We start from the raw sequence: 13,025 nt of genomic DNA, 5'->3' as shown, positions 1-13,025 counted from the left end.
TACTCGAGGCACATTCACTTAAAAGGAAGCTGCTATGGTTCAGCGTATTACTATTGCGCCGCAAGGCCCGGAATTTTCTCGCTTTGTGATGGGGTACTGGCGCCTGATGGACTGGAATATGTCCGCGCGCCAGCTAGTCAGCTTTATTGAAGAGCATCTGGATCTTGGCGTGACCACCGTCGATCACGCCGATATTTACGGTGGATACCAGTGTGAAGCGGCGTTTGGTGAGGCAATGAAACTGGCTCCGCATTTGCGTGAAAAAATGCAGATTGTGACCAAATGCGGGATCGCGACGATGGCGCGCGCGGAAAATGCGCTGGGCCACTACATCACCGACAGTGCACATATTATTGCCAGTGCGGAAGAGTCGCTGAAGCTGCTGGCGACCGATCATATTGATCTGCTGCTGATCCACCGTCCCGATCCGCTTATGGATGCTGACGATGTCGCCGACGCTTTTAAAAAATTGCACCATAGTGGCAAAGTGCGTCACTTTGGCGTCTCCAACTTCACCCCGGCACAGTTCTCATTGCTGCAATCGCGTCTGCCGTTTACTCTGGCGACCAACCAGGTAGAAATTTCACCAGTACATCAGCCGCTCCTGTTGGATGGTACTTTAGATCAACTGCAACAGCTGCGCATTCGCCCGATGGCCTGGTCCTGTCTCGGCGGTGGTCGCCTGTTTAATGATGATGCTTTCCAGCCTTTACGTAATGAGCTTGCCGTGATCGCAGAAGAGTTGAATGCGCAATCTATTGAGCAGGTGGTATACGCCTGGATTTTACGTCTGCCGTCTCAGCCGCTGCCGATTATTGGCTCAGGAAAAATAGAGCGTGTACGTGCTGCCATTGAGTCTGAGTCGCTGAACATGTCTCGCCAGCAATGGTTCCGCATTCGTAAAGCGGCGCTGGGTTACGACGTACCCTAATCGCGTTTTTGGCGCATCTCCGTTCAAAATTGTGTCACTGGTTTACACTTAACAATCAGACACCTTTTGGACGGAGGTCTTATGAAGCGTTTGAGTTTGGCCATCATCACTCTACTTGCCTGTGCAGGTGCGCAGGCTGCCAGTGAAGAAAAAGTGACGATGAATCTGGTCACATCGCAAGGTGTCGGCCAGGCGATTGGTACTGTCACTATTGCTGAAACCGCAAAGGGGCTGGAGTTTACGCCCGATCTGAAAGCGTTGCCGCCAGGTGAACATGGCTTCCATGTGCATATGAACGGCAGCTGCCAACCCGCGATTAAAGAAGGGAAAGCCTCAGCCGCAGAATCGGCTGGTGGCCATTATGATCCGCATCAAACCGGTAAACATGAAGGCCCGGAAGGCGCAGGTCATATGGGCGACCTGCCGCTATTGGTGGTGAATAACGAAGGTAACGCCACAACGCCGGTCTTTGCGCCGCGGCTGAAAACGATCGATGAGGTTAAAGGCAAAGCGCTGATGATCCATGTGGGCGGCGATAATATGTCCGATCAACCGAAACCGCTTGGCGGTGGCGGAGCGCGCTACGCCTGTGGTGTTATCAAATAATCAACGACTGAGAGTACCCGGCGGCGGCGCCTGTTCGAGTTGTGAAAGCGAGCAGTGTAGCCGCCAGACCAGTGCCGACAGTTCCTGCGCAGCGGGTTGGTGATGGTGGGCAAGCGTATCGCAGATGCGCTGTAGCTCATTCAGCGTGGCATTCAGTGGTCGTTGCTGGACGCCACGTTCGCTCATTACATCGCGTAGCAGCGAGATACACACGTCCCTGACGCGAGCCAGCGGATCGGAACGCGCCTCCCAGGTGCGCAGTTGCCACACCACATGCGAGCAGTTCAGTAAAACGACCCCCCAACGTAATAACCAGCGTCGCGCCAGCGCATCCTGACTGTTGCTGAGCTGGCTGACGTGATGATAGGTCAGCGATTCAAATTCGTTTTCACTCAGTGATGGATGTCGGCTGAGCTGATCGACAAAATCCCGGCGCAGGGCGCGAATATGGCGGCGACTTTTCCGTGCATCCGATCCGGGGCGCAGAATGGCGAAGGCCAGCCATGACAGCGCCACGCCGGTGATTTTCGCCATATTGTCATTCAGGAAATCAGCAAAATCATATACCGGCGGATTGGTCACCGCGATAAACGAACCCATAAATACAATCAGTTGCCCCCAAAGACCTGCCAGGGCAGGCATTTGTAGCTTCAACAGTTGCATGGTGGCGAGTAGTGGGAAGAGAAAGAGAATAAACTGCCAGAGGTCGGAAATTTGCACCATCAGGCCAAACTTAACCACAAAGCTAAATAGCGACAGTAGAACCAGCGTACGCATCAGCAAAGAAAGCGACTTGAACGGTGTGGCAACGGCGGAATACAGCACACTGCTGATCGCAGCGAGCGTGAGTGCGCCAGAGCCTGATTCCCATTGTGCACCAATGCTCCATGCGCCGATAAGCATCAAAGTGCAGAACGTACGCAACCCGCTCCAGATAGCTTCCGCATTATCGGTATGACGGGCAAGTCCCGGCGTGCGGGCGATATTAATACGCTCGGCGGTAACACCATTTTCCAGTAAATGCAGATAATGGCTGCTGTGCAGGTAGAGCCGACAAAAATAACGCAGTCGTTGCCAGAAGGCGACGTGTCGATAGTCGCGGGCATCGACGGGCCGCAGCGGGGCAATAATACATGCGACGGTGTAGCTATTCGCATTGGATTTTATTAGTTCGCTGAGCAACTGCTCGATGATTTCCCGGGTGTTGGACGGCGGATTAGGCCAGTTCAGCAGCATCCTGCGCAGACTGGAAATCACGCTGGTCATCCGTAACTGCTGGTGCAACAGCGAATTGAGCAAAGCATTCTGGCGACGAAAGCGGTAATGACTCCAGAAAGCCTGAATACGCAGCAGGTTCATGGTCAGAATCTGCCCGATAACACCTTCATGGGCTGTGCGAATGGCATCCGTGGTTTCTGGTTGCCAGAGTAGGCTGGCATGTTCCAGTAAACGTGAATGCATGTTTTTCAATGCAGTCAGTAACGTGGTGCCATCGGAGGTGCTGGGCAGGATCATCATCATCACGCCACCACACAGGATACCGACGATGACTTCACACACGCGTGCCTGCGCGATATCCCATAATTGCGTAATTTCCACGGTATTGACCATGGGAAACGCAATGATCGCCGCCGTATAACCCGCCAGTTGAAATGCGTAGGCAACGTTATTGGTGAAGTGCGCGCATGCCCAGGTACAAAAACCGATCCACACTGACATGCTCAGCAAAAACAGCCACGGCTCATTGAGAGTATGACCGGCAATAATCAATGCGGCGGTGGCACCCAGTAAGCTACCCGCCACGCGACCCAGACTTTTGCTGATAACCCCGCCAACGGTGGGAAAACTGACCACCGCCGCCGAGGTCATCGCCCAGTAGGGCTCGTCCAGATTCAGATAATAAGCAAAAGTTAACGCCAGGCACATCGCAATGGTGTTACGCAGCGCATAACGCCACTGTGCCGCCGTGGCTTTAAACCACGGCAAATTGCCTGGTGTCAGGCGGGGCAGTTTCATTTACGCTGGCCGATGGATACGCTGCAGGTTGTACCTGACACCAGCGTGACCTCCCGCGGCAGGGCGTCGAATTCGATGCGTACCGGGACACGCTGCGCCAGACGCACCCACGGCACGTTGGGTTTTATGTCGGGAATCAGGCCGGAATCACTTTCCACACTTTGATCGTAGATGGCACGGCCAATACTGGAAACGTGACCCTGTAACTTTACATTGCCGCTGTAGAGTGTAATCGTCGCAGGTGCGCCTTCTCGAATATGGCGCAATTTGGTTTCTTCAAAATACCCCATGACATAAAAAGAGTGACTGTCGACAAGGGCAAACAGGGGCTTACCGGTTGAAGCGTAGTCTCCGCTACGGGTTGAAAGATTGGTGACCCAACCCGCTACGGGGGCTTTGACCACCGTTTGCGTCAGCTGCCACTGGGCCTGGCGCAAACTGGCCTCAGCCGCTTCAACGCTTGCCTGCATGGCTTTCACGTTGAGATTTGCGGTATCCAGATCCTCGGCTGAGATGTAATTTTGCGATAAATGACGGCGGCGGTTGGCTTCGTTATTGGCTTTCGCCAGGTCAGACTGCGCTTTTGCCAGTTGCGCTTGCGCATTCAGTTCAGCAATGTGAAATGGCGTCTTGTCGATAATAAAAAGGACATCGCCTTTATTCACAAACTGGTTATCTTTTATATAGAGTTCGCTAATGCTGCCTGACACCTGCGGCGTGATGCTGACCTGCTCAGCACGTACTTTGCCATCACGTGTCCAGGGCGATTGCATATAGTAATTCCACATCCACCATCCGGCGAAAACTGCGATTGCAGCGACTATAATAGTGGAGAAGTATTTAACGGTTTTAAGCGACATAATCACCACGCTATCAGCATAACAAAGGCCAGACATACGCAAAGCGTAAAGAGTGACAGATCCATTAGCAGGGGATGCCAGATTTCGCCGGAGTAAATCCAGTCGCGCAGCAGGCGATGAACAACCAGCCAGAGAATAAATCCTGCTACAATCGCCTTGAAAACAGGAGGAAAGTAGACAGATGCGCCGATCATTAAATCTTGTAGGGGCAATCCTGTTACATTAAACATAAACTTCACGGGCAAAATCCTTGACGGAAGAGAGCATTGCTATAGGTTTAGCAAAAAAGAGACAATGAGTCTCCGTAACGCATAATGTCTGAAAAAATGTCAGCCGGTAAGCAAATTTGGCAATACATTTGTTTTGGGAATACAAATGCTGCACACTATTCTAAAATCAGCACAATAACTTAGCAAGCTAATTATAAGGAGATGAAATTGGAATCGCCATTAGGTTCTGATCTGGCACGGTTGGTGCGCATTTGGCGTGCTCTGATTGACCATCGCCTGAAACCTCTGGAGTTGACGCAGACGCATTGGGTTACGCTGCACAACATTCATCAGTTGCCGCCGGATCAATCGCAGATTCAGTTGGCTAAAGCGATTGGCATCGAGCAGCCTTCGCTGGTACGTACGCTTGACCAGTTGGAAGAAAAGGGACTCATTTCACGACAGACTTGCGCCAGCGATCGTCGAGCTAAGAGAATTAAACTGACAGAGAAGGCTGAGCCGCTGATCGCTGATATGGAAGCGGTGATCAACAAAACACGTGGAGAAATTCTGGAAGGGATTTCAGCTGAGGAAATTGATCTGCTGATTAAGCTGGTTGCTAAACTCGAACACAATATTATTGAACTGCAGTCACAAGGTTGAAACGATAAGTTACGTGTGGCCAGAGCCTGACCACACGTGAATTCGATTAGCGTGGAGACACGGTAACCTGGCTGCCGTTGTTAGCCATAACAACGCGCTGGCCGGCTGAAAACTTGGTCGCACCCTGTTTCTGAACCACCATGATGGTATTACCATCATCCTTACGGATTTCCAGTTCCACACCCTGGGTTTTATTCATCGCACCTTGTACGCCTTGACCCGCTACGCCACCGGCAACTGCACCTGCAGCCGTCGCTAATGAACGACCCGTACCGCCGCCGACGGTGTTACCAAGGAACCCGCCGAGTACCGCACCACCAATAGCACCAATCACGTTTGCGTCATCGCCACCCTGGATTTGCACCGGACGAACATGAACAATCGTACCGTAGGTAACGTTCTGAACTTGTTTCGCTTCGGATGCGGTATATACGTCGCCTGAAAGGCTGTCATTGTTAACGCAACCCGCTAAAGATACGCCCATTAATGAAACAATCAGCACACGTTTAATCATTTACAAATCTCCTTTGTCACCACGAAACGCTAATAAAGCACCCTTCATGGCTAAATTATATGGCATTTGTGAGCCTAAGGTCACATGTTCTACTGGAACAATATGAAAATCTTAACCGAAATCGGATCAACCGAGTATAAACGAATCATTCATGTAATTGATGTAATTAAACGATCATTGTAATGATTAGCCACCAAAAATCATTAAGGAAGCATGGCATTAGTCGACACTTTATGGTTGAGTGTCAAGGCTAATTTGCTTAAAAGGATGACCTATGAAATCGGGCCGTTTTATCGGTGTAATGTCTGGAACCAGCCTTGATGGCGTCGATGTTGTGCTGGCGACAATAGATGAAACGATGGTTGCGCAGCAGGCGAGTCTGACCTGGCCCATCCCCATCCATGTTAAACAAGCGATTCTGGATATCTGCCAGGGGCAGCAGCTTACACTTTCTCAGTTTGGTCAGTTAGATGCACAGCTCGGTTATCTATTTGCTGAGGCGGTGAATGCGCTGTTGGCGCAAGAAAAATTGAAACCGCAGGATATCGTTGCGATTGGTTGCCACGGGCAAACCGTGTGGCATGAACCGAACGGTGCTGCGCCGCACACGCTGCAAATTGGTGATAACAACCAGATTGTCGCGCGTACCGGGATAACCGTAGTCGGCGATTTTCGTCGACGTGATATCGCCCTCGGCGGGCAGGGTGCACCGCTCGTTCCCGCGTTTCACCAGGCACTTCTGGCACATCCAACGGAACGGCGAATGGTGTTAAACATCGGCGGGATTGCCAATCTGTCTCTGCTTATTCCGCAACAACCCGTTCGCGGATACGACACCGGGCCGGGCAATATGCTGATGGATGCATGGATCTGGCGGCAATGTGGCCAGCCCTACGACAAAGATGCGCAGTGGGCCATTTCAGGAACGGTGATCCTGCCGTTGCTGCAGAATATGCTTAACGACCCTTATTTTTCCGCGCCTGCGCCGAAAAGTACCGGCCGTGAGTATTTTAATTACGGCTGGATAGAGCGTCATCTGGCGCAGTTTCCGGGAATTAGCCCACGAGATGTACAGGCGACGCTTGCCGAACTGACGGCAGTAACCATTTCAGAGCAGGTCTTGTTAAGCGGCGGCTGTGATCGACTCATGGTATGTGGTGGTGGCAGTCGTAATCCACTGCTGATGATGCGTCTGGCGGCATTATTACCGGGTACAGAGGTTACCTCTACTGATGAAGCCGGGATCAGCGGTGATGATATGGAAGCGTTAGCCTTTGCCTGGCTGGCGTGGCGAACGCTGGCCGGATTACCGGGAAATTTACCGTCTGTGACTGGGGCGTCAGAGCCGAGTGTTTTAGGGGCAATTTATCCTGCCAATCCACGAACTCAGAGTTAACTGAAATTATTCAGCGCGGTGTGCCGGTAAACTAAGGATATTAGGGAGGGTGCCATTACCCTCCAGGACCAGGAAAGTCTTCAGGATATGGCTATGAAAAAACTGTTGTTAGTGTGTCTGCCCGTACTGCTTAGCGGTTGTAGTGTGTACAACCAATTTGTCGAGCGTATGCAAACGGATACGCTTGAATACCGCTGCGACGAAAAACCGCTGACCGTGAAGCTGAACAATACCCGCCAGACGGCAAGCTTTGTTTATGATAATCAGCTATTGAACCTCAAACAGGGCGTGTCGGCATCAGGTGCTCGTTATACCGATGGTATCTACGTATTTTGGTCTAAAGGCGAAGAGGCAACGGTCTATAAACGAGACAGAATTGTGCTAAATAACTGTCAGTTACAGAACCCGAAGCGTTGAGATTTTCACCTGGGCGGCGCACAATAGCGTCACCCACTGACAATCCGTAGCCCAACATCATGTCTGATAACGACGAATTGCAGCAAATCGCGCATCTGCGCCGTGAATACACGAAAGGCGGTCTTCGCCGCCGCGATCTTCCCGCCGAACCCCTTGCGCTGTTTGAGCGCTGGCTGGGGCAAGCCTGTGATGCCAAACTGGCCGATCCCACCGCAATGGTCGTTGCGACCGTCGATGAAAATGGCCAGCCGTATCAGCGCATCGTGTTACTCAAACATTATGATGACAAAGGGCTGGTGTTCTATACCAACCTTGGTAGCCGTAAGGCGCATCAGATCGAGAAAAATCCACGCATCAGCCTTTTATTTCCCTGGCATACGCTGGAACGGCAGGTTATGGTGATCGGCAAGGCAGAGCGTCTTTCCACACTCGAAGTGGTGAAATACTTCCACAGTCGCCCACGCGACAGTCAGATTGGCGCCTGGGTCTCAAAACAATCCAGTCGAATCTCCGCGCGCGGTATTCTCGAAAGCAAATTCCTCGAACTGAAGCAGAAGTTTCAGCAAGGGGAAGTTCCTCTGCCCAGTTTCTGGGGCGGCTTTCGCGTGAGTATTGAACAAATGGAGTTCTGGCAGGGCGGTGAAAACCGTCTGCACGATCGTTTTTTATACCAACGCGAAGATAACGCGTGGAAAATTGATCGTCTGGCCCCCTAAAGATGCAAATTTCTTGTTTTAAGCGCTGGTGCTGATCAATCCGGCGCTTTATTCTATGTTTCTTTCGCATCAGGCGAAAAGTCGTGTACCGGCAAAGGTGCAGTCGTTTTATACATGGAGATTTTGATGGCAAGCAGTAACTTGATTAAACAATTGCAAGAGCGGGGGCTGGTGGCCCAGGTGACGGACGAGGAAGCGTTAGCAGAGCGACTGGCGCAAGGCCCGATCGCGCTCTATTGCGGCTTCGATCCTACCGCTGACAGCTTGCATTTGGGGCATCTGGTTCCATTGTTATGCCTGAAACGCTTCCAGCAGGCAGGCCATAAGCCTGTTGCACTGGTAGGTGGCGCAACCGGTCTGATTGGTGACCCGAGCTTTAAAGCCGCCGAGCGTAAACTGAATACCGAAGACACCGTGCAGGAGTGGGTGGATAAAATCCGCAAACAGGTTGCACCGTTCCTCGATTTCGACTGTGGCGACAACTCGGCGATTGCTGCGAACAACTACGACTGGTTTGGCGGTATGAACGTACTGACTTTCCTGCGTGATATCGGCAAACACTTCTCCGTTAACCAGATGATCAACAAAGAAGCGGTTAAGCAGCGTCTGAACCGTGACGATCAGGGGATCTCCTTTACCGAGTTTTCTTACAACCTGCTGCAGGGTTATGACTTTGCCTGCCTGAACAAACTGCACGGCGTGGCACTGCAGATTGGTGGTTCTGACCAGTGGGGTAACATTACTTCGGGTATCGATTTAACCCGTCGTTTGCACCAGAATCAGGTGTTTGGTCTGACCGTTCCGCTGATCACTAAAGCTGATGGCACCAAATTCGGTAAGACGGAAGGCGGCGCAGTGTGGCTGGATCCGAAGAAAACCAGTCCGTACAAATTCTACCAGTTCTGGATCAACACCGCCGATGCGGACGTTTATCGCTTCCTGAAATTCTTCACTTTCATGGACATTGAAGAAATCAATGCGCTGGAAGAAGAAGATAAAAACAGCGGTAAAGCGCCGCGTGCCCAGTATGTTCTGGCCGAACAGGTTACGCGTCTGGTTCACGGTGAAGAAGGTCTGGTCGCGGCAAAACGCATTACCGAAAGCTTGTTCAACGGCAATCTCAGCGATTTGAGTGAAGCAGATTTCGAACAGCTGGCGCAGGATGGTGTGCCGATGATCGAGATGGACAAAGGTGCCGATTTGATGCAGGCGCTGGTGGACTCCGAGCTGCAACCTTCTCGCGGTCAGGCACGTAAGACCATTGCGTCAAACGCGGTAACCATCAACGGTGAGAAGCAGTCCGATCCGGAATATTTCTTCCAGGATAGTGATATCCTGTTCGGGCGCTATACCTTACTGCGCCGTGGCAAGAAGAACTATTGTCTGATTTGCTGGAAGTAAGATTGAGTTAGCAGGGGCGTGGGAAACTACGCCCCTTTATTTTTTCAGGGTTGTGGTAAGTAAAATGAAGAATATCCTCGCCATCCAGTCCCACGTTGTTTTTGGTCATGCGGGCAACAGTGCAGCAGAATTTCCGATGCGTCGTCTTGGCGCAAATGTCTGGCCGCTGAATACCGTTCAGTTTTCAAACCACACGCAGTATGGCAAATGGACCGGTTGCGTTATGCCGCCGAGCCACCTGACTGAAATTGTTCAGGGCATTGCTGATATTGATAAACTCCAGACCTGTGACGCAGTACTGAGCGGCTATCTTGGCTCAGCAGAACAGGGCGAGCATATTCTGGGTATTGTACGCAAGGTAAAAGCGGCAAACCCGCAGGCAAAATACTTTTGCGATCCGGTGATGGGACACCCTGAAAAGGGGTGTATTGTTGCACCCGGAGTGGCGGAATTTCATGTACGCCATGCGCTTCCGGCCAGTGACATTATTGCCCCAAATCTGGTTGAGCTCGAAATTCTGTGCGAGCATGCGGTGAACAACGTCGATGAGGCCGTTGCAGCAGCGCGTGAACTGATCGCTCAGGGACCTGAAATTGTACTGGTGAAGCATCTGGCACGCGCAGGTATCAGCACCGACCGTTTCGAAATGCTGCTGGTCACCGCTGAACAGGCGTGGCATATCAGTCGTCCGTTAGTCGATTTTGGCGCACGTCAACCGGTTGGTGTGGGTGATGTGACGAGTGGCTTGTTGCTGGTGAAACTGCTGCAGGGCGCATCTTTACAACAGGCGCTTGAGCATGTGACTGCGGCGGTGTACGAAGTGATGATCACTACCAAAGAGATGCACGAGTATGAGCTACAGGTCGTGGCCGCGCAGGACCGTATCGCCAAGCCTGAACACTACTTTAGCGCAACGCAGCTGTAATCGATGCCCGATGGCGCTCACGCTTATCGGGCATATTTTTAGCTGTAGGCCGGGTATGTGCAAGTGCCACCCGGCAACAACAATTAATTTAAGCCTTCTGCTTTCAGCGCGGCGGCAACCGCCGGGCGTTCAGCCATTCGCGCCATATAGGCATCAATATTACTTAATCCTGCCATATTCAGCTTAACCGCATAGGCCCAACGCAGTACGGTAAACAGATAGGCATCGGCGATGCTGAAGCGCGGGCCGCAGATCCATTGGTTATCTTTCAGCGAGTCGTTCACATACTGCATTTTTTTCTCCAGCAGCGCACGAACGGTTGGCTTAAAGTCTTCCGGCGTATCGGGACGGAACAGTGGCGTAAAGCCTTTATGCAGTTCAGTCGCAATGTAGTTAAGCCATTCGATGGTTTTGTAACGGGAGAGGCTGCTGGTAGGGGCAAGGAGCTGGCGGTCTGGCACGCTGTCCGCCAGGTATTGCATGATGGCGACACCTTCGGTAAGTAGCGTACCGTCATCCAGCAACAGTGCGGGAACTTGCCCTTTTGGGTTTACCGCGAAAAAATCATCGCCATTTTCCAGACGTTTCTTCATCAGATCAACACCATCCAGCGTGAAATCTTTACCGCTCTCACGAAGTGTGATGTGGGAAGCGAGAGAACAAGCGCCCGGTTTGTAGAACAGTTTCATCGGTAACTCCTTTTGGCTGAGGTATATCGTATGGTAGTGCTACCTCAGGCAAAAAAAAAGCCGCTAACAACAGTTAGCGGCCTGAAAATGAGTTTCCCTGAGAATTACGCTGTCGCGGCCTTAGAGGCTTTCTCATTGACGTCATCGTCCTGAGTCATACGGTTCAGTTTCGGAGCCGTCAGCAGCATCAGAACAGCGATAACAGCCGTCGCAACACCAATCTGCAGGAACACACGACCGTAGACTTCAAGGGACATCAGCGGGTCAGTCACGTTCTCTGGTACAGCCATCATGTTAGCGACGTAGCCACCGATGATGTTTGCACCGGCAGTGGTCAGGAACCAGCTACCCATGATGAAGCCCATCAGGCGTTGCGGAACTAACTGTGCCACCATTGCCAGACCCAGACCGGAGATCATCAGCTCACCGATACTTTGCAGACCGTAGCAGATAATCAGCCAGTTAACGGAAACGATGCCTGCATCGGTAGCGAATTTCGCGCCCAGCGGCAGGATCAGGAATGCACCGGAACACAGCACCATACCAATCGCAAACTTGGTCGGCATCGGCAGGGTATCGCCCATCTTGTTATAGATAGCAGCGAGGATTGGGCTACCAATGATGATCCAGAACGGGTTCAGTGCCTGGTACTGTTCAGGTTCGAAAGCAATGCCAAGAATAGAGTGCTCAACGTTACGAATCGCAAAGAAGTTCAGTGAGGTCGGCATCTGGCTGTACAGCACGAAGAAGATAATCGCTTCCAGCATCAGGATGAAGGCGACGATCATTTTACGACGCGCAGCACCGTGCATGGTGAAGGCTTCTTTACCGAAGATGAACACGATACCCAGTGCAATGACGCCCAGAACCATACGTGCGATCTGCTGGTTGTGCAGCAACCAGGTTGCAATCGCGATCAGTACCACAACGCCAGCAATGGTCAGCAGCAGGTTACGGAAGTTGATCGGTTCAAAGTCAGGTTTAGAACCGTACTGTTTAACCCAGCGCTGACAGAATGCGAAGTTAACAACGGTAATCAGCATACCCACGACGCTCAGAGCGAACGCGGTGCTCCAGCCGTAGCGCGCAGCCAACCACGGTGTTGCCAGCATAGAGAAGAATGAACCGATGTTGACGGACATGTAGTACATGGTAAATGCACCATCAAGACGCGGGTCATCTTTGGCATAGCAGGTAGAGAGCAGGGAGGATGGGTTTGCTTTAAACAGGCCGTTACCGACCGCGATGGCCGCCATGCCCATATAAACGATACCCGCATCGTGACCGGACCATGCTACCAACGCATAACCGATGGCCAGCACAACGGCACCCAGCATAATGACACGTTTTGTTCCCAGAACTTTATCACCTAACCAGCCGCCAATGGCAACCAGACCGTACACCAGGGCGCTAAAGGACGAGAAAAGGGTGATGGAATCCGCTTCTGACATACCCAGCTGTTTAACCAGGTAGACGGCCATAATCCCTTGCAGGCCGTAATAACCAAAACGTTCCCACAGCTCAATAGAGAAAATGAGATAGAACGCTTTTGGTTGTTTGAAGGCGTTTAAACTTACGCTTTCTGTTGGTTTATTGTTTGCAGTAGACACTTTTACCTCTTTTTTTACATCCCATATCAACGGGGGTGTTCAGGTACGTGATGAGTCAAGTTCATCCGTCCG

At 51.7% G+C, this 13,025-nt stretch carries 13 protein-coding genes and 1 pseudogene; 8 read left to right on the top strand and 6 right to left on the bottom strand.

The features are described 5' to 3' along the window. The first annotated feature begins 34 nt into the window (after positions 1-34). Complete coding sequence (locus tag OGY04_RS06845) at positions 35-931, top strand: aldo/keto reductase (protein ID WP_079933980.1); 897 nt, start codon at positions 35-37, stop codon at positions 929-931. An 81-nt stretch (positions 932-1,012) separates the two neighbouring features. Continuing rightward, the gene (sodC, locus tag OGY04_RS06840) at positions 1,013-1,537 is read left to right on the top strand and encodes a superoxide dismutase [Cu-Zn] SodC (RefSeq protein WP_286585027.1); all 525 of its coding nucleotides are present in this window, start codon (positions 1,013-1,015) and stop codon (positions 1,535-1,537) included. Here the strand turns inward: sodC and OGY04_RS06835 are convergent. From OGY04_RS06835 to OGY04_RS06825, 3 genes and pseudogenes are all read right to left on the bottom strand, one after another. Next, positions 1,513-3,553 (bottom strand): annotated as a pseudogene (locus OGY04_RS06835) (FUSC family protein). The gene sodC and the pseudogene OGY04_RS06835 overlap by 25 nt on opposite strands. Next, positions 3,550-4,413: an efflux RND transporter periplasmic adaptor subunit gene (locus OGY04_RS06830; RefSeq protein WP_071446502.1), complete on the bottom strand. Its 864-nt coding sequence runs from the start codon at positions 4,411-4,413 to the stop codon at positions 3,550-3,552. The pseudogene OGY04_RS06835 and the gene OGY04_RS06830 overlap by 4 nt, the downstream one beginning before the upstream one ends. Positions 4,414-4,415: 2 nt before the next feature. Beyond that, on the bottom strand, positions 4,416-4,652 hold the full coding sequence (locus tag OGY04_RS06825; protein ID WP_286585026.1) for a DUF1656 domain-containing protein: 237 nt from the start codon (positions 4,650-4,652) through the stop codon (positions 4,416-4,418). 192 nt (positions 4,653-4,844) lie between these two features. Between OGY04_RS06825 and slyA the strand changes: the two genes are divergently transcribed. Continuing rightward, positions 4,845-5,285, top strand: a complete 441-nt coding sequence (gene slyA / locus OGY04_RS06820) for a transcriptional regulator SlyA (RefSeq protein WP_008784672.1) — start codon at positions 4,845-4,847, stop codon at positions 5,283-5,285. 46 nt (positions 5,286-5,331) lie between these two features. On the opposite strand, the gene slyB is transcribed toward slyA, so the two are convergent. Next, complete coding sequence (slyB, locus tag OGY04_RS06815) at positions 5,332-5,799, bottom strand: outer membrane lipoprotein SlyB (protein WP_003029175.1); 468 nt, start codon at positions 5,797-5,799, stop codon at positions 5,332-5,334. A gap of 274 nt (positions 5,800-6,073) precedes the next feature. Between slyB and anmK the strand changes: the two genes are divergently transcribed. The 5 genes from anmK to pdxY all read left to right on the top strand — a co-directional run bounded on the left by anmK (position 6,074) and on the right by pdxY (position 10,654). Beyond that, positions 6,074-7,195, top strand: coding sequence for an anhydro-N-acetylmuramic acid kinase (gene anmK / locus OGY04_RS06810; RefSeq protein ID WP_008784673.1), 1,122 nt, complete (start codon positions 6,074-6,076; stop codon positions 7,193-7,195). Positions 7,196-7,282: 87 nt separating this feature from the next. Then, on the top strand, positions 7,283-7,612 hold the full coding sequence (gene mliC, locus OGY04_RS06805; protein ID WP_122984223.1) for a C-type lysozyme inhibitor: 330 nt from the start codon (positions 7,283-7,285) through the stop codon (positions 7,610-7,612). Positions 7,613-7,671: 59 nt separating this feature from the next. Further along, the gene (gene pdxH / locus OGY04_RS06800; protein ID WP_003029169.1) at positions 7,672-8,328 is read left to right on the top strand and encodes a pyridoxamine 5'-phosphate oxidase; all 657 of its coding nucleotides are present in this window, start codon (positions 7,672-7,674) and stop codon (positions 8,326-8,328) included. Between the two features lie 126 nt (positions 8,329-8,454). Next, entirely contained in the window at positions 8,455-9,729 is a 1,275-nt protein-coding gene (gene tyrS, locus OGY04_RS06795) for a tyrosine--tRNA ligase (RefSeq protein ID WP_020996426.1), read from the top strand. A gap of 64 nt (positions 9,730-9,793) precedes the next feature. After that, positions 9,794-10,654, top strand: coding sequence for a pyridoxal kinase PdxY (gene pdxY, locus OGY04_RS06790; RefSeq protein ID WP_008784675.1), 861 nt, complete (start codon positions 9,794-9,796; stop codon positions 10,652-10,654). Positions 10,655-10,737: 83 nt separating this feature from the next. On the opposite strand, the gene gstA is transcribed toward pdxY, so the two are convergent. Together gstA and dtpA are read right to left on the bottom strand one after the other, a co-directional pair. Next, complete coding sequence (gene gstA / locus OGY04_RS06785; RefSeq protein WP_003832787.1) at positions 10,738-11,343, bottom strand: glutathione transferase GstA; 606 nt, start codon at positions 11,341-11,343, stop codon at positions 10,738-10,740. Between the two features lie 104 nt (positions 11,344-11,447). Then, positions 11,448-12,953 (bottom strand): dipeptide/tripeptide permease DtpA, encoded by a 1,506-nt coding sequence (gene dtpA / locus OGY04_RS06780; protein WP_020996425.1) that lies wholly within the window; start codon positions 12,951-12,953, stop codon positions 11,448-11,450. Between the last annotated feature and the right edge of the window lie 72 nt (positions 12,954-13,025).

It is taken from the genome of Citrobacter sp. Cpo091, assembly GCF_030332645.1.
Lineage (GTDB): Bacteria > Pseudomonadota > Gammaproteobacteria > Enterobacterales > Enterobacteriaceae > Citrobacter > Citrobacter portucalensis.
This window is presented reverse-complemented; position numbering and strand designations above follow the sequence as displayed.

What these genes read in the sequence shown, in the direction of transcription:
- OGY04_RS06845 (WP_079933980.1), top strand. Translation starts at nt 35, where the DNA reads ATGGTTCAGCGTATTACTATTGCGCCGCAAGGCCCGGAATTTTCTCGC.
- sodC (WP_286585027.1), top strand. Translation starts at nt 1,013, where the DNA reads ATGAAGCGTTTGAGTTTGGCCATCATCACTCTACTTGCCTGTGCAGGT.
- OGY04_RS06830 (WP_071446502.1), bottom strand. Translation starts at nt 4,413, where the DNA reads ATGTCGCTTAAAACCGTTAAATACTTCTCCACTATTATAGTCGCTGCA.
- slyA (WP_008784672.1), top strand. Translation starts at nt 4,845, where the DNA reads ATGAAATTGGAATCGCCATTAGGTTCTGATCTGGCACGGTTGGTGCGC.
- slyB (WP_003029175.1), bottom strand. Translation starts at nt 5,799, where the DNA reads ATGATTAAACGTGTGCTGATTGTTTCATTAATGGGCGTATCTTTAGCG.
- anmK (WP_008784673.1), top strand. Translation starts at nt 6,074, where the DNA reads ATGAAATCGGGCCGTTTTATCGGTGTAATGTCTGGAACCAGCCTTGAT.
- mliC (WP_122984223.1), top strand. Translation starts at nt 7,283, where the DNA reads ATGGCTATGAAAAAACTGTTGTTAGTGTGTCTGCCCGTACTGCTTAGC.
- pdxH (WP_003029169.1), top strand. Translation starts at nt 7,672, where the DNA reads ATGTCTGATAACGACGAATTGCAGCAAATCGCGCATCTGCGCCGTGAA.
- tyrS (WP_020996426.1), top strand. Translation starts at nt 8,455, where the DNA reads ATGGCAAGCAGTAACTTGATTAAACAATTGCAAGAGCGGGGGCTGGTG.
- pdxY (WP_008784675.1), top strand. Translation starts at nt 9,794, where the DNA reads ATGAAGAATATCCTCGCCATCCAGTCCCACGTTGTTTTTGGTCATGCG.
- gstA (WP_003832787.1), bottom strand. Translation starts at nt 11,343, where the DNA reads ATGAAACTGTTCTACAAACCGGGCGCTTGTTCTCTCGCTTCCCACATC.